Origin of the sequence: Nocardiopsis sp. Huas11, assembly GCF_003634495.1 — a bacterium.
Classification (GTDB): domain Bacteria; phylum Actinomycetota; class Actinomycetes; order Streptosporangiales; family Streptosporangiaceae; genus Nocardiopsis.
This window is the reverse complement of sequence record NZ_RBKY01000001.1, coordinates 6,328,136-6,347,736: the sequence shown is the minus strand read 5'-3', so window position 1 is coordinate 6,347,736 and position 19,601 is coordinate 6,328,136. Positions and strand designations below refer to the sequence as shown.

At 69.0% G+C, this 19,601-nt stretch carries 21 protein-coding genes; 12 read left to right on the top strand and 9 right to left on the bottom strand.

The features are described from left to right. The first annotated feature begins 59 nt into the window (after nucleotides 1-59). From DFP74_RS28695 to DFP74_RS28635, 12 genes are all read left to right on the top strand, one after another. A complete protein-coding gene (locus tag DFP74_RS28695; protein WP_121186514.1) occupies nucleotides 60-275 on the top strand; it encodes an AlpA family transcriptional regulator in 216 nt (71 codons plus the stop codon). Further along, complete coding sequence (locus DFP74_RS28690) at nucleotides 272-508, top strand: helix-turn-helix domain-containing protein (protein ID WP_199725807.1); 237 nt, start codon at nucleotides 272-274, stop codon at nucleotides 506-508. Before DFP74_RS28695 ends, DFP74_RS28690 begins: the two co-directional genes overlap by 4 nt. After that, nucleotides 505-885: a hypothetical protein gene (locus tag DFP74_RS33370; protein ID WP_147453928.1), complete on the top strand. Its 381-nt coding sequence runs from the start codon at nucleotides 505-507 to the stop codon at nucleotides 883-885. The genes DFP74_RS28690 and DFP74_RS33370 overlap by 4 nt, the downstream gene beginning before the upstream one ends. A 310-nt stretch (nucleotides 886-1,195) precedes the next feature. After that, nucleotides 1,196-2,152, top strand: a complete 957-nt coding sequence (locus DFP74_RS33365) for a hypothetical protein (protein ID WP_147453927.1) — start codon at nucleotides 1,196-1,198, stop codon at nucleotides 2,150-2,152. After that, nucleotides 2,149-3,495, top strand: a complete 1,347-nt coding sequence (locus tag DFP74_RS28670) for a replicative DNA helicase (RefSeq protein ID WP_121186507.1) — start codon at nucleotides 2,149-2,151, stop codon at nucleotides 3,493-3,495. Before DFP74_RS33365 ends, DFP74_RS28670 begins: the two co-directional genes overlap by 4 nt. Before the next feature lie 2 nt (nucleotides 3,496-3,497). Next, a complete protein-coding gene (locus tag DFP74_RS28665) occupies nucleotides 3,498-3,749 on the top strand; it encodes a hypothetical protein (protein ID WP_121186505.1) in 252 nt (83 codons plus the stop codon). Next, entirely contained in the window at nucleotides 3,736-4,125 is a 390-nt protein-coding gene (locus DFP74_RS28660) for a helix-turn-helix domain-containing protein (protein WP_121186503.1), read from the top strand. Before DFP74_RS28665 ends, DFP74_RS28660 begins: the two co-directional genes overlap by 14 nt. Beyond that, nucleotides 4,122-4,436, top strand: coding sequence for a hypothetical protein (locus tag DFP74_RS28655; protein WP_121186501.1), 315 nt, complete (start codon nucleotides 4,122-4,124; stop codon nucleotides 4,434-4,436). The genes DFP74_RS28660 and DFP74_RS28655 overlap by 4 nt, the downstream gene beginning before the upstream one ends. Nucleotides 4,437-4,459: 23 nt before the next feature. Then, nucleotides 4,460-5,068, top strand: a complete 609-nt coding sequence (locus tag DFP74_RS28650; protein ID WP_121186499.1) for a hypothetical protein — start codon at nucleotides 4,460-4,462, stop codon at nucleotides 5,066-5,068. Continuing rightward, nucleotides 5,068-5,433: a hypothetical protein gene (locus DFP74_RS28645; RefSeq protein WP_121186497.1), complete on the top strand. Its 366-nt coding sequence runs from the start codon at nucleotides 5,068-5,070 to the stop codon at nucleotides 5,431-5,433. Before DFP74_RS28650 ends, DFP74_RS28645 begins: the two co-directional genes overlap by 1 nt. A 133-nt stretch (nucleotides 5,434-5,566) precedes the next feature. Further along, a complete protein-coding gene (locus DFP74_RS28640) occupies nucleotides 5,567-10,780 on the top strand; it encodes a phage tail tape measure protein (RefSeq protein ID WP_121186495.1) in 5,214 nt (1,737 codons plus the stop codon). Between the two features lie 453 nt (nucleotides 10,781-11,233). Continuing rightward, entirely contained in the window at nucleotides 11,234-11,755 is a 522-nt protein-coding gene (locus DFP74_RS28635; protein ID WP_121186493.1) for a hypothetical protein, read from the top strand. A gap of 867 nt (nucleotides 11,756-12,622) precedes the next feature. On the opposite strand, the gene DFP74_RS28625 is transcribed toward DFP74_RS28635, so the two are convergent. The 9 genes from DFP74_RS28625 to DFP74_RS28585 form a co-directional block, all read right to left on the bottom strand. Next, complete coding sequence (locus DFP74_RS28625; RefSeq protein WP_121186489.1) at nucleotides 12,623-12,970, bottom strand: hypothetical protein; 348 nt, start codon at nucleotides 12,968-12,970, stop codon at nucleotides 12,623-12,625. Further along, complete coding sequence (locus tag DFP74_RS28620; RefSeq protein ID WP_147453926.1) at nucleotides 12,967-13,182, bottom strand: hypothetical protein; 216 nt, start codon at nucleotides 13,180-13,182, stop codon at nucleotides 12,967-12,969. The genes DFP74_RS28625 and DFP74_RS28620 overlap by 4 nt, the downstream gene beginning before the upstream one ends. A 129-nt stretch (nucleotides 13,183-13,311) precedes the next feature. After that, complete coding sequence (locus tag DFP74_RS28615; protein ID WP_121186485.1) at nucleotides 13,312-14,499, bottom strand: helix-turn-helix transcriptional regulator; 1,188 nt, start codon at nucleotides 14,497-14,499, stop codon at nucleotides 13,312-13,314. Nucleotides 14,500-14,559: 60 nt separating this feature from the next. Beyond that, complete coding sequence (locus tag DFP74_RS33360; RefSeq protein WP_147453925.1) at nucleotides 14,560-14,979, bottom strand: hypothetical protein; 420 nt, start codon at nucleotides 14,977-14,979, stop codon at nucleotides 14,560-14,562. A 238-nt stretch (nucleotides 14,980-15,217) separates the two neighbouring features. Continuing rightward, a complete protein-coding gene (locus DFP74_RS28605) occupies nucleotides 15,218-17,533 on the bottom strand; it encodes an FtsK/SpoIIIE domain-containing protein (protein ID WP_121186481.1) in 2,316 nt (771 codons plus the stop codon). A gap of 103 nt (nucleotides 17,534-17,636) precedes the next feature. Next, complete coding sequence (locus DFP74_RS28600; protein ID WP_121186479.1) at nucleotides 17,637-17,849, bottom strand: type II toxin-antitoxin system HicA family toxin; 213 nt, start codon at nucleotides 17,847-17,849, stop codon at nucleotides 17,637-17,639. 6 nt (nucleotides 17,850-17,855) lie between these two features. Next, a complete protein-coding gene (locus DFP74_RS28595) occupies nucleotides 17,856-19,163 on the bottom strand; it encodes a winged helix-turn-helix domain-containing protein (RefSeq protein WP_121186477.1) in 1,308 nt (435 codons plus the stop codon). Next, nucleotides 19,160-19,360, bottom strand: a complete 201-nt coding sequence (locus DFP74_RS28590; RefSeq protein WP_121186475.1) for a hypothetical protein — start codon at nucleotides 19,358-19,360, stop codon at nucleotides 19,160-19,162. The genes DFP74_RS28595 and DFP74_RS28590 overlap by 4 nt, the downstream gene beginning before the upstream one ends. Beyond that, entirely contained in the window at nucleotides 19,357-19,599 is a 243-nt protein-coding gene (locus DFP74_RS28585) for a hypothetical protein (RefSeq protein ID WP_121186473.1), read from the bottom strand. The genes DFP74_RS28590 and DFP74_RS28585 overlap by 4 nt, the downstream gene beginning before the upstream one ends. Nucleotides 19,600-19,601: the final 2 nt, after the last annotated feature.

The window sequence follows — 19,601 nt, the reverse complement described above, 5'->3', positions numbered from 1 at the left end:
CCAATCAGGGGGTTAGTCAACCCCAATGGAGGGTGGATAATCCAGCCACGGGAGGATGGATGTCGACGAGGTACCTAGACCCCAAAGAGGCGTCTGAGCTGACCGGATACGCCGAGAGGACCCTCGCAACGTGGCGTTCCAAGGGGATCGGCCCGAAGTACGTCAAGACCTCACCCAGCCGTGGTGGACGGATCCGGTATCGGGAAGAGGAGATCGACCGGTGGATGCGCGCCCGTGAGCAGGGCGGAGAGGACACCTTGGAGCGTGTGCTGTGAGCTCGGGGATGAAGGTCGAGGAAGTTCTCGCGCTGGACGTCACCTTCGATCTGCGCACCCTTGGTAAAGCCCTCAAGTTCGGCGACACGAAGATGCGTGAGCTCGTCCGGACCGGTGAGTGCCCGATCACCGTCCTCAAACTCGGCAATCAGTACCGGTTCCGTCGCTCTGACCTGCTGGCCTACCTGGGCATCGACGAAGCCCAGCACCATGCGGGCGGTGATGCCGCATGACCCGCACGCACAACAGCGGCCCGGCCGGTGCGCCAACACCGAACCGGGCCGAGGAGACCGGTTGGCAGACCGATCAGGACATTCAAGGGGATCAGGACGTGACACCACAGGAAGTCTCGCCCAGCGTAACCGACCAGCCTGAGGGCGAACAGGCGGCCTCCCATCGGACCCCGGCAGCCTTCGCGAGCCTCTACCCGCCTTGCGCCCGACGCCGCCGCTGGCTGTTCGTGTACCGCTGCCCCCGCTGCGCCGGACACCACCAGGGCCTCTCCTGGTCCGGCCGTGTCGCCGGCGTCCGCCGCTCCGGCTGCGGGCGCCTCGTCTGGGTGGTCGTCGCCCGCCAGTACCGCACCCCTTCCCCGATCAGTACCGAGTGAGGAGACCAGGGGTGCCTTGCCCAGATCACGACCCGCTCATCCGCGCCGGACACGTCCAGTGCCACCGGTGCGGCCGGGTCGCCTACCCAACGGACGCCGCATGGGTCGGCGCGCTCATCGTCGCGTCCTTCCCTGCCACGTGCGAGCACACCGACCCCATGTCGTGGGTCGTTGACCCAGACGACTCGGAGGAGGAACCGCTACCGGAGTTCTGTGGCGCCCTGACGAGGTCGGGGGACCCGTGCCGGATCCGCACGCACGGGCATGGCCAGTGTCGCCACCACCGCACCAGCGACAGGGGGCGCCGCTGATGGGGTACAAGCTCTACCGCGAAGTGAAGGTGTGGGCTCCTGACACCCTCACGAAGGGCGAGAAGCTCGCGGCTCTCGTCCTGGCCGACGACGCCAACGATGTCAGTCGCCTGACGTACCACGGTGTCCACGACCCCGAGATCATGCGCCAGGCCATGGTGCCCGACGACCGCGCTATGCGGCGGGTCCTCGCCAAGCTCCAGAAGGAGAAGGTCGTTGAGCATGCCGGGGGTGGCCATAACGGGAGGGTCTCGAAGTACCGATTCCTTCACCTCGCCCCTTCAGGGTGGGCTGCCCCGGGCGACGCCTCGAAGGCGGGTGAAAACAACCCGCCTACAGGTTCAGTGGAAGACCACCAGGCCGATGGCTTCGACGTCCCAGACGTCGGGAAGCAGGGTGAAAACAACCCGCCTACGGACGAGGCTGACGCAAAAAACCACCCGCCTACAGGCGGTGTAGGCGGGTCATTTTCGACACGTAGGCGGGTGAAAACAACCCGCCCTACTCCTCCTTACACCTCAACTTCCTCCTCATCACCACGCGACGCGGGCGACCAGCCGTCGAAGACGAAGACGAAGAAGACGAGCAGCATCCGCGACCGCATCATCGACGCCACCGGCGCCACCCCCGAGGAAGCCCAGGCCCTCATCGACCAGATCCGCCCCGAGGTCAAGCACAGCCTCAGCGGTCTCATCACCAGCCTCATCGAGAACGAGGACATGCACGAGCGGCTCCGCAAGCTGAAGGCCGCCCGCGCGCCGCGCCCCCGACCGGCCCGCGCCCAGACCAAGTGCACCCGCCACTACCTCGCCCTGCCCTGTGACGCGTGCGCCAGCGACATCAAGACCAGAGCCTTCGGGGACGTCACGAAGCTCCTCCACGACCACGGCCCGGACAAGCGGTGGGACCTCGCCCAGAACGAGGCCCTCGCACAGCACCTAGGAGAGTCCGCGTGACCACCACCGACACCGAGCACGCCGACCGGATCCCACCGCACGACATCGGCGCGGAACAGATCGTCATCGGCGCCCCCATGGTCGACGCCGACGCGCTTCCGGCCGTCCTCGATGTCCTCAGCTCGCCGCTCGACCTCTACCGACCCGCGCACCAGATCATCTTGCAGACCCTCATGGAGATGCACGACAACGGGCAGCCCCTCGACCCCCGCGCCGTGCTCGCGCAGCTGCGCACGCAGGGCGACCTCACCCGTGTCGGTGGGTCCCCCTACCTGGTCACCCTCACCGAGGCCGTACCGGCCGCGGCCAACGCCGGGTACTTCGCGAAGATCGTCGCGGACCTCGCCACCAAGCGCCGCCTGGTCGAGGTCGGCACCCGCATCGCCCAACTCGGCTACGACGGCACCGGCGACGTCGACGACCTCGTAGACCACGCCGTGTCCACCGTCGACCAGGCCGCCCGCCAACGGCCCAGCACCAACACCGACGCCGAACTCGTCGGGGACGACGCCGACTACTTCGACCGACTCGCTCAGCCCGTCGACTCGAACACCGTCCCGTTCCCGTGGAAGGACCTCGAAGCGCTCACCGGCGGGATGCGCCCCGGCCAGCTCATCACCGTGGCCGGCCGCACCGGCTCAGGCAAGTCCGTGGTCGGGCTCGACATCGCCAGGCACGCCGCGTTCCGCCACGACACCCCCGTCGCCTACTTCTCCATGGAGATGGGACCGGACCTGCTCAGGAACCGGATCCTGTCCGCTGAGGGCACGATCCCGCTCCACGTCATCAACAACCACCTCATGGCGGAGCAGGACTGGGCGAGCGCGGCCAAGGTTCGCCACCGCTGGGCGAACGCCCCGCTGAAGCTGTTCACCCCCGGCCAGTGCACGCTCAGCACCATCCAGCAGGGCCTCCGCTCCATGGCCCGCAGGGGAATGACCCCACGTCTGGTCGTGGTCGACCACGTCCAGCTCATGTCCAGCGTCGGCACCCCGCAGAACCGCTACATCGAGGTGTCCCAGAACAGCCGCGGTTTGAAGATGATCGCGATGGAGTTCGACGTGACCATGGTGATGCTCGCGCAGGTGAACCGCGGCGCAGCAGATCGGGCCGACGGCATCCCGCGCATCTCGGACCTGCGCGATTCGGGGTCGCTCGAAGAGGACTCGGACATGGTGCTCATCGTGCACCGCGAGGACCAGGAGGTCACCGAGAAGGAGAAGAGCCCTCGGTCAGGCGAAGCTGACCTGTGGATCGCGAAGCACCGATCCGGGCCCACCACCTGCATCACCGTGGCCTCTCAGCTCCACTTCTCGCGGTTCTACGACATGGCGCCGGAGTAGCCATGGCCTCGACGAACCTCGACCTCGCACGGGCAGCACGGGAGTCCGCCCGCACACACCCCGGCGGCAGCACCGAACGCATCGCCCACCTCGTCCTCGCCGCCGCGCTCAGCGAGTCCCACACCACCACCGGAGCCCGCCGCATCCTCACCAGCGAAGCCGGCCGCATCCCTCCGCACATCCATGACCGCGCCCAGGCGCTGCTCGAGGAACTCACCGAAACGAAGGGGGTGACCCGAAGTGGCCCAAACTGACCGCCCTGACGGAAAAGCAGCGGCCATCCTCGCGCTCGCCCGCGGCTCCGGCACCAAAACCGCAGCCCAGGAAGCCGGGGTTTCACCCCGCACCGTCCGCCGATGGCTCGCTGACGACACCGTCTTCGCCGACGAGGTCCGCGACCTACGCGGCGAGCTCCTCGACGAAGTCGTCGGAGCGCTCACCAGTGCCTCCATGAAAGCCGTGGAGACCTTGGTGGAGTGCCTCCAGGCAGACGACCCGTCCGTGCGTGTGCGCGCCGCAGCGCAGATCCTCCGAGCGCTGCCCGCCATGCGCGTCGAGGGCGAGCTCACCGAACGCTTCGCGGAGATCGAGGCGGCCGTCAACGCCCAGAAGAACGGAGCACGCCGATGAACTCCCGCGCGATCCTGGAACGCCTCAAGGCCCTACAGCAGGAGCTCTCTCACGCGCCTACCGCCGCGTGCCGCAACCACGTCCGGCTGTGCCCGACCGGGGACCCTTCCGGCGCCTGGCGGGACACCGCACATCTGGTCGCCGACATGTACCGGGCCCGCCACGGCGTCGACTTCCTGACGCTGCCCTGCGAAACCGGTGACACCGACGAGGCAGAGCAACTCCTCCACCAAGCCGGAGTCCTGGACGTGCCCACCCCGCGAGGGCCGCTCCTCTACCTCATCCCCAACGTCGACCTTCTAGAGCTCTGAACAAGGGCAACGAGGAGAACACCATGTCCAAGAAGCACATCACGGCCGACTCCCGCGCCGCAGAACAGCGCCGCCGCGAAGTCACCCAGCCCATCGGAGACGTGTTCGTGTCCGGCGGCCTGCAGCTCGACTCCCCGACCCGCGCCAACTACCCGAACAAGGTCGCCCGGGAAGTGCGGCGGCTCGGTGGCGACCCCGAGACCGTGGAGACCGCGAAGCGGTGGGCGGCGGAACTCGCCGCTGAGGTCGAAGCCGACCCCACCCACCAGGGCCTGACCGCTGCCCGCGCTTCCGCTGCGGCGTGCGCCGACACGATCGCCTCCCGCGTCCACGAGACGGCCGAGAACGGCCTGAACGCCGAACGTCAGGGCATGAGCCCCGACGAGATCACCGAGGCCGTCGAGGCCAACGTGAGGCCCGGGGGAGCCCGCGCGCGGGCACGGGAGGCCGCCAGCCAAGCCCCGGCCGCCCCGGAGGGTCCGCCCACCGAGGAGCGGCGCCGCGTGGTCGACGCGGTCAACGGCCGCGACCGAGCCCAGGCACGGCAGCGCCGCCACGACGCCCTCGGTGAGGACACCAGCACCACCATGCGGTTCGCCGACGGCACCATCCGACGAGGCGGTGAGAGCTGATGGAGGGCCTACGCCTCACACGCGCCGACACCCGAACCCTGTTCCTGTGGTTCCTCGCCGCCGGCGCCACCATCGACGAGACCGCCGCGGTCCTGGACATGAACCGGCGTGCTGCTCACCGGCTCGCCGATCGGCGCGGGATCCTGCGTAAGGCCGCGGCGATCCGCGAGGTGATCGACGCAGGAACCGACACCGAGCAAATCAATGAACGTGCCCAAGCGCTCTTCGACGAGGACGCGGACCACACGATGGCGCGCCTCCTGGCCACTGGCCGGTTCGCTGCCGAGGATGCCGGGTGGCGGTTGGCTCAGGTCAAGGCGGCTGTGCAGCTGGCCTCTGAGCGCGCAGAACCCAGCGGGCCCTGAGTAGCTGAGTAGGCGGAAGACAAGCGGGACCCCCGGCCGGGGCAAGTAGGCCGGGGGTCCCATTCATTCCTCAGAGTCATGATAACCCGATCTTTCATGCCTCCTGGCTATAATTGCTGGTAAGGGGGCAAGCATGTCGATCTTGGAAGAGCTCACCGTCGTCCTGGACGCGAACACGCGTCCGTTCGATCGGGAGACCCGTCGGATGGAGCGTCGTGTCAGGCGCACGTTCGCGGGAGTCGAACGCACCGCCACCCGCGCTGGCCGGACCGGCGGCACCGGGTTCGTCACCGGGTTCGACACCACCACCAACCGCGGGCTGCGACGCTCCAACGCACGCGTCGTCAACAGCATGACCAGCGTCGAGAAGACCATGGCCGCCTCCGGCACCCGCGCCGGCACCGGATTCGCCACATCCATGGGGCAAGCCACCACCCAACAGGTCTCGCGCTCCACCACCCAGCTGACCCGCACCATGGGCGGTGTCGAGAAAACCGTTGCCGCCTCCGGCACCCGCGCCGGAACAGGGTTCGCGACGGGCATGACCACGGCCGCCACCAAGACCCTGGGCGGCTCGGCGACCCAGGGCGAGCTCGCGGGCAGCGGCATCCTCGCCGCCCAGGGGTGGGTGCGCGGCGTGGACGGCAAGATCCGCGACAGCCGCGGCAAGTTCGTCTCCGCCGCGAACCAGGCCGCGGCCGGGCTCGCCGTCGGAGTACGCCAACAGGCCACCAAGGCATCCGGCCCCGTGGCCACCGCCATGACCGAGGCGGGAGCCACTGGCGGCCGGTCCTTCACCCGCGGCCTCAGCGGCGGCCTGGCCGGGATCGGCACGGCGTTCGGGGCCGCCGGCGCGGTTGCCGGGGTGGCCGCCCTCGCGATCGGCGGGGCCGCCATCAACGCCGCCGGGAACTTCGAGTACGCCATGAACGGGGTGCGCGCGGTGACCGGCGCCACCGGTCAGAGCTTCGAGGCCCTGGAATCCCAGGCCAAGGAGCTCGGCGCCACCACCCAGTTCAGTGCCACCGAAGCCGCGAACGCCATGGAGTTCCTGGGCATGGCCGGGTTCGACGCCTCCCAGACCATGGCGGCCCTGCCTAACGTCCTGAACCTGGCCGCCGCCGGCAACACCGACCTCGCCCGCACCGCCGACATCGCCTCCAACGTCATGAGCGGGTTCGGGTTGAAGGCTGAGGAGTCGGGGCGCATCGCTGACGTCCTGGCCCAGACCATGCGCTCCACGAACGTGGACCTGAACATGCTGGGAGAGTCGTTCAAGTACGCCGCCCCCCTTGCTAGCGCGGCCGGGTGGTCGTTCGAGGAGACCGCCGCCGCCATCGGATTCCTGGGCAACGCCGGCATCCAAGGATCCATGGCCGGCACCGGCCTGAACAGCATCTTGGCGACGCTGGCCGACACCAGCTCCACGGGCAGCAAGAAGCTCAAGGAGTTCGGGGTCGCCGCCACCGGCGCCGACGGGCAGGTCCGCCCCCTCACTGGCCTGCTCACCGACCTGGCCGACAAGGGCGCTGACGTCGGCGACGTCATGTCGATCTTCGGGTTGGAAGCCGGACCCAAATTGCAGAGCCTCTTGGGGCAGGGGTCGGCGGGCATCGAAGCCCTGATCGCGGACCTGGAGAACTCCGAGGGCGCCGCCCAGGAGATGGCCGACATCCGCATGGAAGGGTTCGTCGGCGGCATGAAGGGCGCCCGCTCCGCAGTGGAGGGGTTCTTCATCTCCTTCGCGGACCTGGGCATCCTGGACGCCGCCACCCAGGCCGTCGGCATGTTCACCGGCGGGGTGCGGGCCGTCACCGGGTGGCTGGACAAGCACGAGCGCATCGTCACCCCGGTCATCAAGGCCGTCGGCATGTTCGCGTCGATCGTCGCCGTGCTCGTCGGCGGGCTGCTGCTCGCCAAGGGCGCGATGCTCGGCGTGGGCGCCGCCCTGGGTGTGCTCGGCGGCCCGGTGGTGTGGGTGATCGCCGGAGTGGCCGCCCTGGCCACCGGCCTGGTCATCGCCTACAAGCGCTCGGAGAAGTTCCGGTCGATCGTGACCGGCGCGTGGGAAGGCATCCAGGCCGCCGCGTCCACGGCCAAACGCTTCTTCGACCGCAACATCTGGCCCGGCCTGGTGTGGGGGTGGGAGCAGCTCGAAGACGTCGCAGGGCGGGTCGGCCGCTGGTTCGCGACCACCCTGTGGCCAGCCCTGGTCGACGGCTGGCGAGAGTTCCGCAACGCCGCCCAACCGCACGCCGAACGCATCCTGCGGTGGCTGCGCAACCTCCGCGACGGAGCCGACGAGTTCCGCGACCGGTGGGGGTTCCTGTGGGACCAGGCGGCCGCGCGGGTGCGGATCGCCACCGACCTGATCGGCTCCGTGGCCGGGAACATGGTCCGCCAGCTGGGCGGGTGGATCGACATCGTCACCGGGCTGATGTCGGGCGACTGGTCCAAGGTGTGGTCCGGCGCCAAGACCGTCATGAAGTCCGGGTTCGACAACCTGGTCGCGGTCGGCACCGCTGGCGTGAAGCTGCTCTGGCAGACCTTGAAGTTGCAGTTCGTGCAGCTGCCGCGCGCGATCGCGGAGTGGATCGTTGAAGACCTCCCGGTGATAGAACGCCGGCTGCGCACCGAGTGGATCCCCGCGTTCCTGGGCTGGGTCGTGGACTTGGAAGCCCGGCTGCGGTCCAAGCTCGTGGGTCTGTTGCGCCGGTTCGGGTCTTGGCTGGCCACCGACGCCCCCGACATGATCCGCGACAAGACCGCCGAGTGGACCAAGCGGTTCACCACCTGGGCGGGCGGGCTGTGGCCCGCGATCAAGGCAGAGCTGCCCGGCGCGGTGGCCTCCCTGGGCTCGTGGATCTCGGACCAGAAGAGCGAACTGGACACCAAGCTCGACGGGTGGACGGAGTCGTTCAAGGAGTGGGCGGGCGGCCTGTGGGAGTCGGGCAAGGAGCAGTTCAACGCCTACGGCCAGCGGTTCACCGAGTGGGCCGAAGCGTTCGCGGAGTCCCTGCCAGACCGGTTGAAGGCGTGGACGGACCGGATCGTCGCCTGGATCGACGGCGTCTCGGAGTCCCTGCCCGACCGGCTGGAGGACTGGACCAAGCGGTTCACCACCTGGATCAACGAGTTCGCGGAGTCCCTGCCAGACCGGCTGCAGGCGCTCACCGACCGGTTCGTGGCCTGGGCGACCAACGCCCCCACCGAGACCGCTGAGGGGTTCGAGAAGGCCGACGGTGGCGGGCAGATCGCCCGCCAGGTCGAGGAGGACTGGGCGCCCAGGCTGCTCATGGCGTTCGTGCACGCCATCGCGAGCCTGGTCGTGGCGATCCCCGGCATGGTCGCCCGCGTCGGCTGGGCGCTGATCTCCGGATTCCACGATGTCTTGGTGCAACTGGGCGTGACCGTGGCCGAGTCCTTCGTCCGACTGGGCAAAGCCGCTGCCCGGCAGTGGCGCGAGATCAAGGACGCCATCCTCGGAATCGCGTCTGACCTGGTCAAAGGCGTCGCGGACCACATCAACGAGATGGTCGACAACACCATCGGGGCCGTCGAAGGCCTCGGTGACGTCCTCATCTTCAACAGCATCGTCCCGGACATGGTGTCCGAGATCATCGCTGAGACCGGCAAGCTGCCGGGCGGGGTCGGCGGCGAGTTCGACCTGATGGGCGCCGAGGCCGCGAAGAAGGCCACGTCGATGCAGGTCGCGATGGTCTCCGAGATGGCCACCATGGTCTCGCAGGTCATGGTCGCCCTCGTCAAGATGCAGGCATCCGCGACCGGGGTGTTCACCTCCCTGGTGGCATCCCTGGTACGGGCCCTGGGGGTGCTGGTCTCCTCGGCCACCCGCCTGGTCGCCACCCTGGGCAAGAACATCGCGGGCGGGTTCGCCTCGATGGCGAAGAACTCCGCGACCGCTTTCGCGACCATGGTCCGCGGGCTGATCACGGTCGCGGGCACCCTCTCCCGCACCCTGACCAGCGTCTTCGCTGACATGCACAAGAAGACCGTGACCGGGTTCGCGCGCACCGTCAAGGGTGTGGCGACCGCCTGGTCGGGGCTGCGCCAGGCGGTCGCCGCCCCCGTGCGGTACGTGATCAGCCCGGTCGTGAACCGCGGGCTGAGAGGCGTGTGGAACACGATCGCGTCCAAGGTCCCGGGCCTGGGGTCGATGCCCGCCGTCAAGGGATTCGACCGCGGTGGCCTGGTCGACCTCACCAACGGAGGATCCCTGTCCGGGTTCTCGGTGCGCGACAACCGGCTCGCCATGGTCCGCGACGGCGAAGCGGTCCTCACCCCCGCCGCCACCCGCGGCCTGGGCGGGGAAGCGTTCGTGGACGCCGCCAACCAGGCCGGCACCGGCGCGTCCCGGCTCCTGCAGGGGGTGCCTGGGTTCGCGGGCGGCGGCGTGGTCGGTCTCGCGGACTCCTTCAACGCCAAGGCCAAAAACGACTTCGACAACAAGGGCGGGGCGGTCGCCGCGGGGCAGCAGGCCTTGGGCGGGATGACCGACATCGTCGGTAACCGGTTCGGGCGGGGCACGGACCTGCCCGGCGCGGCCGGGTACCGGCAGATGATGGTGTGGCAGGCCGCGATCCTGTCGCAGATCAAGAAGAACAAGGACGACCTGGAGGTCGGTAAGGGCGCCAAGGGTGTCGTCAAGCTCGCGGAGAAGTCCGTGGGCCGCTACCCCGAGGTGCCCGGCGGGTCCAACCGGAACGCCATCACTGACTGGTACGGGATGGTCGGCCCCTGGTGCGCGATGTTCATCTCCTGGCTCTACAACCAGACCAAGCAGTCCCAGGCCCTCAAGGGCGCCTCCAGGAGCGCGTGGACCGGCGACTACTACACCTCCGGCATGAAGCGCGTGAACCAGCCTCGGCCAGCGGACATCCAGGTGTTCGGCACCGACCACGTGCGCATGGTCACCGACAAGTCCTGGATGGGCGTCGGCGGCAACGAGGGCGACAACGTCCGCAAGGGCCGCCGCTTCGGAGGCGCCTTGTTCCGGCCCCAGTTCGCGCGCGGCGGCGTCATCGAGAACCGGGACTTCTGGAACCAGGACAAGGGGTGGGAGGGGCCGTTCCCCGGCGAGCACACCCAGCGCATGCGCGACATCTGGAACGGCGCCCAGACCTACGACCAGGGCGGGTGGTTGGCCCCCGGCTACACGCTGGCCTACAACGACACCGGCGCCCCCGAACCCATCGGCGCGGAGCCCATCGTGGTGACCATCGACCTGCGCGGCGACGACGAGGACATGGTCCGCCGCCTGCGTAAGCAGGTCAAGATCAAGGGCGGCGGCAGCGTCCAGGTCGCCCTGGGGAAGGGGACCGGATGATGACGGAATGAGCGACGACGTCCTACAATGGCCATAACCGCCGGAAGGCCCGAAACGGGAGTCCCGGTGTATTGGCTGCCGAAACGGCGCACAGCACCCGAAACGGGTAGGCGCAACCGAAGGCGTTCACAGGGAACCGAAGGTCCGGAACGGGCACACGGTGACACCCTCGATGTACTGCTTGCTCTCCCGAGGGGATCGAGCGAGCTGTCGAACGCGCTCCGAGGGCGGCCGGAGTGTTTGGCGAAACCGCCTGACCTGACCTCCGATAAGTGAAGGATATCGGAGGCTAGACGATTGTTGAGGTTCTACTGACCGGCCCCGCCTCCTCCCCGCCGGCGCGGACGCCGTCACCGGTTCAGGCCACCAGGCCCGCGGACGTCGCGGGCGGGCACGTCGAGATGCCGGCCAGACTCAGCCACCCGAACCCCCCGGGAGGACTACGTTGGCGCCATGAACATGGACATCCAGACGGCCTCCTTCCTCGTGGCCGCACTCGGCGGCTTCCTCGGCGCGGCCTCGTTCGCCTGGCAGGTGCTGCACTACGTGCTCACCGGGGGCCGGATCAGAGTCAGGCTCCGCCTGGGGTTCATGGGGGCGGACGAGTCCACCCTGGTCACCCAGGACCCGAAAGCGTTCACTGAGGCACAGGTGCAGCGATTGGCCGACCAGGGCTTCGTGCATCGGCTGGCCGTGGTCGAGGTCGTCAACAAGGGGCGCATGCCGGTCACGGTGCAACGATGGGGCGTCAGAGCTTCTCCAGGGGCCAGCATCCACCCGATCGGCGACTCGATCGGCCCGCAGCTTCCCCACCGGTTGGACGTTGGCGAGTCGGCGACGTGGGCTGTGGCCTGGAATTCGGCGTTCGCATTGAGGGAGGCGTCCAAGGCTCTCTCGGACGGCAGGCCCGTTCGCCTTCGGGGCGTTGCGGAGTTGGCGGACGGTCGGCCGAAGAAGAGCCGTGAGTACCTGTAGGGCTTGCGCCTCGCACGCCCGGGGCGAACTTCTGGCCTGCTACTTCCTGGGATCGCAGGAAGCCATGTCCTCCGTAGCCGGTACGGAAGCGTTCTTCGTCCCCGCCCACGCGCAGGGCGGACCCTGCCCGTTACGGCTACGCGTGAGAGATTCTCTGCCGGTAGGCCTTCTGACGGCACGCCGGGGAGCAGTAGAGGGAATCAGCACGACCTGTCGTCACCGGCTCCTCGCACACCTGGCACGGCTTGCCCGACCCCTTCCCGCCGTTACGGCTGCGCGTGAGGGAGGTGGAGCATGCGCGGGAGCACGTCACCCTCTTGAGTAACGGGTCGTCGTTGCGGACCACCACCATCCCGCAGGCCGCGCACGGCGTGGGCGGTAGCTTCTCGCCCCGCCCGACCAGTCCATGCCACTGGACGCGCGGCGTCTCACGGTGGGCGGGGGCAGGGAGCAGGCCGGTTTCGGGGTCGGGGGCGCCGCGCGTGTAGCAGGGCCCGCAGATGAGCAGGAGTTCCGCAGTCCAGCGGCGCCTGTGCTTGAGGGCGCCGTCGACGAGGTAGGCGGGGCCGGTAATAGGGGTCATACACATCGGGCAGTCTTTGTTACGCATAGACGTAACGGTATCTGTTGGAGTCCACACCGTCACGCATAGCCGTAACACAAGAGAACCCCCGCCGTCCTCACGGACGACGGGGGCCGGGCCCGACTGGTCCTTCCCCATCGGGCCCTCCCGGGTTCCACCCCGGGCTGTGCCGCGCGCTATGCCCTCGCGGGTGTGGGGGCACGCGGACGTCTACTTCTCCGGCGGTTGCAGGTGCGGGCAGGATGTCACGTAGCCGCACACCGGGCAGTGCCAGATCCACGCCATCAGGGTGCCACCTCCGTGCAGGTGAGGCTGCGCACGTGGACGGACAGCGCAGCCACCTCCCCGCCGGCCAGGGCCCGCCCGCCAGCGTGCACGAGATCGTGGAAGAACTCCACGGTCACCGGCAAGGCGGGGGACGCCCCAGGCGGGGCGATGGTGTGGTCATCGAACCGGTCAGCGAGGCCGGCCAGCTCCACCCCCGTGAGCGGCTCGCCCTGGGTATCGGTGACCAGGTCCTCAGCGATGAAGTAGAAGTCGAGCCGGGACCGACGCGGGAGCGGACCCGGCCTCAGCCCTCGGTCACGGCTCGTGCGTGGCGCGGTCTGCCGGGGGAGTTCTTCGAGGGTCACGACTTCACCGCCCGGGGGTAGAGCTGCCTGTGCAGCCGCTTCCACGCCGCCCGCAGGTTGCCCCATGCGCCCGCATCTTCGATCGTGCGGTCCATCAGCGTCCCTGGTCGGGCCACACTGTCGGACACCATCTCCGCGGCGACCAGGTCGACCAGGTCCGCGAGCGCCTGGCGCTGATCGGCATCGAGGTGGTCGTTGGCGATCGCGTCCACCAACCGGTCTGTGGGCTCTCTGCGAGGCGGGGGGAATCCCCCGGATGTGGTGTCCATGCCGCCATCGTTGCGGCGACCAGGCCACCCGCGGGAGACGACCGGTGGTGACAACCCGACCTGTCACCGCTGTCACCGGTCCCCGGTCGTCTCCAACGCCAGACGCTCCCGGTAGTCCACCACCAGGCGCTCACCCTGATAGCGCCCCTCCAACTCCGAGAGCAAGCCGCGCGCCCACGACGTCAACGCACCCGACCGGCGCTCGGACTCGAACGCCGCTTCCCCCAGGTGCACGGCTTCGTCCAACGCGCCCCTCCGCGCCGCGAGGATGCCCAGATTCAGGCGGGCCGTCGCCAACCGCATAGGCCGGTACTCGCGCTGGTACCGGTCCGCCATCTCCGACGCGTACTCGCCCGCGGCCTCGTCCCACCCCAACCAGGTGTACGCCGTCGCCCCATGGCTGGTGAGCTTGTCCGGGTCGAACACGAAGTGGTGCTCAGGCTGGTCAGTGGCCGGCAACTGCGCGAGCATGTTCCCGGCTTCCACGAGCAGCACGTGCGCGTGGGGGTCGCCCATCTTCGCCGTCGCCTTGGCCTGCTGAACGAGGAGCTGCACACCGCCGCTGGACACCCCAGCGTGAGCGCGTCCGGCCTCAGCAGCCGCCACCACCGCTTGGTACCGGCCCTCGGACAGCGCGAACCACGCGGTGATCTCATACGCCCACGCCACGATCTCGCCGTGCCCTGCCTGGTCGCCCAACTGGTGGGCCATCTTCCGGGCGGTCTCCGCAGCGAGACGGTCGCCGACGTCGAAGTGCACGCACCCCAGGAGCGCGGACAACCACCCGACGTGGACGAGGAGTTCCCGGTGTTCAGCGAGTGTGGTGCGCCGCTCCAACAGCCCGAGAGCGTGCTTGAGGAGCTTCTTGGAGCGGTCCCGCAGGACCGGCCCCGGAGCGGTCGGGTAGTCGCGGCAGAGTTGGTCTACGGCCGCCCCGAGGACGTCGATGGTGCCTGTTCCGAGGTCGGAGGCTTCGGCGCGGCGCATGAACTCCAACATGTCGCCGGTCTCGTCCATGTCGTCGGACGGCGGCGGTCCGGCGGCCAGGGCAGCGAGGTTCCCCCGGGCGTTGAGCGCCTGGTCGACGGCGTCGGCGAGCGCGGGTGAGGGCCGCTGCTTCCCGGCCAGGACACGGGAGAGGTAAGCGTGATCGAACCGGGTCCGGCGGGCGAGCTCGCGGACGCTGATGTCCTGTTCGGTGAGGGTGTCCCGGACGGTTTCGCTGAACGACGCTGAGGGTCCGAGGGTAGGCTTCGACATGAGGGCTCCGCCTTGCTGGGTGGGTCGCACTTCCCAGCGTAAGGCGGGGCCCTCGCCGTGTCAGGCTCCTTGCAGCCCGAGGACACCCACCCAGAGCGAAGCGCCCCCAAGAACAATGCCAAGGATGATCGACCCGATGGTGATTCCGAGCATCCACAGGTTCCAGGATTTGGCGCTGTCCCGGTCGGCCTCGAGCATCTCGATGATGGTCGATCCGTGGTTGAGTTCGGTCGAGCTCTGCTGGGCGATCACGTCCGAGATCTCCGCTGGGGACATGTCCTCCAGTTGCCCATAAGTGAGATTTTGCAGATCCCCGTAGGTGGTTGGGGGCGAGTTTTGGCGCAGTCGACGCGTCAGCCTGTAGTGCCGACGGAATGATTCGTCGAGTCCGTGGATTGCCTGTGACCCTGGAAGGTTCTTAGCTATGTTCCCCACGATGTCGACGGGGTTCGGCTGGGGAAGCTCAGAATCGTTGCTCATGCCACTCATCTTCCCGCTCTCCAAGTCTCCGAGGCATCACATCATCAAACTCTGGCTGGGGCGTGGGCACGACAACGGCCCTCATATGCGCTCTGAGGGCCGTGCACACGGGTGCGCGCCCGGACCCCGAAACCCGAAACCTGTGCAGGTCACGGGGCTGTCAGGCCGACATCGGGGTCGAAACCGGTTTCGGGGGCCAGGCGAAACCACCACCCACCCCGAAACCGGCCCCGGGCGGTTAATCGTCGCCGTCCTCCTCGTCCTCCCAGCCGTCCCCAGACGGCTCCGGGACGTCGTCCCACCGGACACCCTTCGCCCCACCACCGCAGCACTCCCGGATCGTGAGCTGCTTCGTGGGGACCTTGAAGGGCTTCAACGCGTTGTTCAGCAGAGTCGAGCGGGCCGCGGCGTCCTCCTCCTCCAACCACACCGCATAGGTGTCCGGCCGGAACCTGGCCAACGCCTCGATGAGCCGGTGGGAGTGAACCGCCGCGGCGCCGTCCGGCCACACCGCGCGCACGTGGTCCACGACCGTGGACGTGTCCGCGTCCACGACCTCCTCGCCCGCGGCCTCACCCGACAGAGTCCCCGCGGCCGTCCGCAGAGCGAGCGCCCGCCGGCCAACCTCCCGGGCGTCCCCTTGAGGAATGAAGTACGCCCGGACGATCTTCGCGTTCGTCGCCGAGCGAGACAGCCAACCGGTCCCCGAGTCCTTCGGGTCATCGCCCTCCGCCGGTTCGAAGATGTTCGCGCGGATCCCCCGCTTGTACATGCCCGTGCCAAGGATCAAGTCGTTGGCGATGTGACCGGTGATCGCCAGGCAGAACCGGAGGATCGCGTTGTCCGACACCATCTTCGGGATCGAGTCCGCGTCCGGCTTCTGCGTGGTCAGCACCAGGATGATGCCGTAAGCGCGGGCTTTCCGGATCAACCGGCCGGCGACCTCCGCGGCCTTCTTCCCGTACTTGGGGTGCTCGAACAGGGTGTGGACCTCGTCGAAGATCGCCAACAGCGGGTCCAACCGCAGGTGCGGGTACTTGTCCGCGAGCTTGCGGGTCACCTTGCGCCCGTTCGGTACGTCCTCGATCGGCAGTTCGGCCACGACCTTCTTGCGGCGCTTCATCTCAGCTTCGAGGGCGCGCATACCGCTCAACGCGACCTCGCAGTGCTCATCGTCGTCGCCCTGCACATACCGGTACGCGACCGGCTGCACAGACTCCATGTCGCCGGACCCCTTCAACTCGAAGATCCATATCTTGCAGGTGGGGTCCAACGCGGCGGCCAGGGCGATCACCAGCACAGCGGACGTCTTCCCGGACCCCATCACACCGCCGATGAGCACGTTCGTGCCGATCAGCGACACGGGCACGGCCTCACCGCGCGGGGTGACACCGAACGGGAACTCGTCGTAGAAGTCGGTCTGGCCATCGGTGAGCAGCGGCCACACCCGCTTGATGGTGCGCGGGTCCTTCTTCGCCACCCACAACACGGCGCGGGAGGTGTGCTCGGTGCCCACGGACGGCCACACGCACTGCAACGGGCGGCGCATCGCCCCGGACAGTTCCTTGCGCTTGTCCAGGAGCTTCTCAGCGAGCACACCCGGGGGCAGGTCGATCTCCGCGCGCCACCCGGGCCCGTCCACCTGAATGGGGTTGACGAAGTCGATACGGCCCTTGACGCCGATCGCGGCCAGGGCCGCGGTGACCTCGTCGGAATCGAGGGGCCGCTGGAACTGCACAGCGACGTACCGGCTGACGATGGGCTTGTCCTTGTTGCGGACACCCAGGCCGAACAGGGCGTCAACGGCAGCGGCCCACGCCAGCACCGCCCACCCGGGCATGGTCAGGACACCGAGCACCAGCAGCACGGTCACGGGTACGGCGACCACTGCGGACACGACCATGCGCCCCTTCACCCGCTGGTCGTGGCGCATGGACAGCAGCATGTACTGGTGGGAGTCGCCGCCTGAGTGCTTGAGCACCCCGTCACCGAGGTTGACCTGCATTTCGCGGCCGGCGGCGTTGCGGATGAGCGGGCGGGATTCGGTGTCGGCTGCCCACGTCCACCAGGCGCGCGCCGCACGTGCGATGCCGCGGGGACCGCGCCCCATGAGTCGGAGCAGGTAGATGGGGCTGCGGGTGGTGTGGAACGCGGCTATGTGCGCGTAGTAGGAGGTCACCCACCGTGCGGCCTGGGTGAACTCGTCGCTGTCGCGCAGGTATGAGGGGATGACCGGGGGTGCGTCGGCCAGGTACGCCCGTCGCTGCTCCAGCCATGTGCCGGTGTCCGTGGCCACGGCGGGTGCGTCGACGGGGTGGGTGGTGGCGGGCGCCTGGTCGTCGACGATCTCGGCGTCTTCGATGTGCGGGACGAGGTCCGCGCTGGGCTCCTCGTCGTCGAGGGGCGGGAGGGGTTCAGCGTCGGGGATCGGGAAGTCGTCCAGCTCGTCGGGGGTACTGAGATTGTCAGTCCCCCTGTCGCGGGTGGGGAAGCGGATGACCTCGCCTCCGAGCTCGACGAGGCGGGGCGGGTGGTCCGGGTTGTTCTCGGGCATGATGCGTGGTGCTCCGTTCATGGGGTGGCGGCCCGCCCGGTCCCTGGAAAGTCGGGGCGGGCCGCGTCATGGGCAACCGTTGCGATCTGGGCAACGGTTGGGTTCAGCGGTCTTCGAGGCCGGCGCGGCGCAACCGGGCCAGCTCGTTCTTCACGGTGCGGTGGTCGGACGGTGTCCCTGAGGTCTGCAACCGGCGCCCGCACGGGGTCGTCCACACCATGTGGCCGCGCTGGGCGATGACCTCCCATCCGTCCGCGCGCGCCTTCTCAGCGGCCTTGCGGAGCTCAGGCGGGAGCCTCTTCGGGGGACGCGGCATGGTCTGTCACCCCTCCCCGCGCAGCGCCTGCCGGTGCCGCTGCACAGTGCGCTCCGTCAACCCGACCGCCTCAGCGATGTCAGACACCGTCGCGTGAGGGTGACGCACCAGGTACTCGGCGATCCGCGTCCGGTTCTTCACCCCCTCCAGCCGCTTGGCCTCAGCGGGCGACAGCACCACTTCGGTGGACTCGCCGCCGTCATCGGCGTGCTGGTCGCCGCGTGTGTCACCCCCCGTGTCACGGGCAGCACTGGCAGCGTCGGGGGAGGGGGTGTCAGACGGGCCTACAGGTGCGGTGCCGGCACTGCCGTCGGGCGGGTCGCGGCGGTCGCGCACGTAGGCCTCGACCTGGTCGGCGAACTCGCTCTCGTCGTCGAACACCCAACTGTCGTCCTCTGTCACCCCCGAACCCGCGGCGGCGATGATCGGGAGCAGCGGGCGGCCCTCAGGGGACAGCCACCCGTCGATGCGCGGGCGGGTTCCATCCGTGTCGCGGACCGAACCCGGACGCAGGGCAGGGGTACCCACAAGCTGGGTACCCTCCCCAGCCGGCGCGTCGAGCGTGAACAGGTCCTCGCCCAGCGCGGCCGTGCGCAGCTCGGTCTCGTCCGCCTGGTCGACACGGGCCGCAGCCTTACGCATCGCGTTCGAGGACCGGTCCGCGACCACGTAGGCCAGGAGCGCGAACGCGGCGGCACCGATGGAGCAGGCAGCACCGACCGGGCCGGACCCGGTGGTGGACGCGATGATGGACCCGAGCAGCGGGGCGAGCATGAGCACCCACAGCGCCCCGTTCTGCCACCCGGTGACGGCACCGCGGTGCTGTGTCAGGTGGGACCGGTACAGGATGACGGTGGTGGCGAGCCCGGTCATGCCGACTTCGGCGAGGTATCCGACTCCCGAGGGCGCATCCCAGCCTTGGGCGGCGGCCTCCACCCCGAGCGCGGACCCCACGGACAGCAGCAGTGAGGCGGCCAGGGACGCGCCCATGAACCGGCGGCGCCCCACGTGTAGGGCGACCACGGATAGGGCGGGAGAGGCGGTTTCACGGGCGGCCTGGATCGCTTCGAGGGTGCGTTCGGCGTAGCCAGCCCGGTTGTCCGCGACCCGGCCTCGTCGGAGTGCCCGGCGGTGTTCTAGGTCGAGTGCGCGTCGCTGCTGGTCGTCGCGCAGGGCGTCGGCGTGGCCGCGCACCCGCGGGTTGGTGCGGGGGTCGGCCAAGAGGGCCTGGTCTTCGATCCCTGCGAGCGATGCGGCCTGCTTGGTCTGTTCGGCGACGGTTTCGACTACGGGCCGGTTGCGGCGGCGGATCATCGTGCGCCTCCCGGGTGGTTGGCGAGGTCGGTGAGGAACTGGGCGGTGGCGGCCTTGTTGGCGGCGCCGTCGAGGAGTACGGCCACCCCTGCGAGCGGCAGGGCGGCCACCCGCAACAGGGCGATGGCCAACCCGACGAGGAGCACGACCAGGACCACGGCGAACCCGTGGTGCCGGATCAGGTCAGCGGAGTTCACTTGCGGCCTCCCTTGCGGGAGCGGCGCGCGGCGGTACGGGGCTTGGTCATCCGGCGGATCCGGCCGCGGATGCTTGCACGGTGTCGGCGCCAGGAGTCGGCGCCCACGAGCGCGAGGAAGCCGCACGACGCCGCGAAGAGGCCGAGCAGGAGCGGTGCCGTGCCGTCTGCGATGGCCATCCCAGCGGCCAGCAGACCCACCAGGACGGCGAGGAACACGTTGATCTGTTGGTGTCGCATGA